Raw genomic sequence first — 365 nt, forward strand, 5'->3', positions numbered from 1 at the left:
GGTGCCCTCGGCGCCGATGCCGTCGGCAGCGCCTGCTCCGGCAGCGACGCCTGCCACCGACGCCGCTTCTGCGCCAGCCGCATCGCCGGCACCGCCCTCCGCGGAACCGGCCCCGGATGCCACCGCGCCGGCGGCCCCCAAGGCCACAGCACCCGCCCCTGTGGCCTCCGCGCGCATGGAAGCGGAAGTACCTGCTGCGCCACTGCCGGAGGCGCAGGCGCGCAAGCCGGTGCCCGCGAGCCGCATGCCCATGCCTTCTCCCGCGCCAGCGGCCATGGAGGCGCCAGTTGCACCGCCGGCCCCGGCACCACCGCCACCGCCACCGCCACCGGCGATCGCAGCGGATAACAGCGAGCCGGCTGCCG

Annotated in this window: 1 protein-coding gene; it reads right to left on the reverse strand. The window is 77.5% G+C overall.

The features are described 5' to 3' along the window. On the reverse strand, window positions 1–252 hold a 252-nt coding region (locus D588_RS28680), incomplete at its 3' end, for a hypothetical protein (RefSeq protein ID WP_232764350.1). Window positions 253–365 lie beyond the last annotated feature (113 nt).

Source organism: Xanthomonas sp. SHU 308, assembly GCF_000364645.1.
GTDB lineage: Bacteria > Pseudomonadota > Gammaproteobacteria > Xanthomonadales > Xanthomonadaceae > Xanthomonas_A > Xanthomonas_A sontii.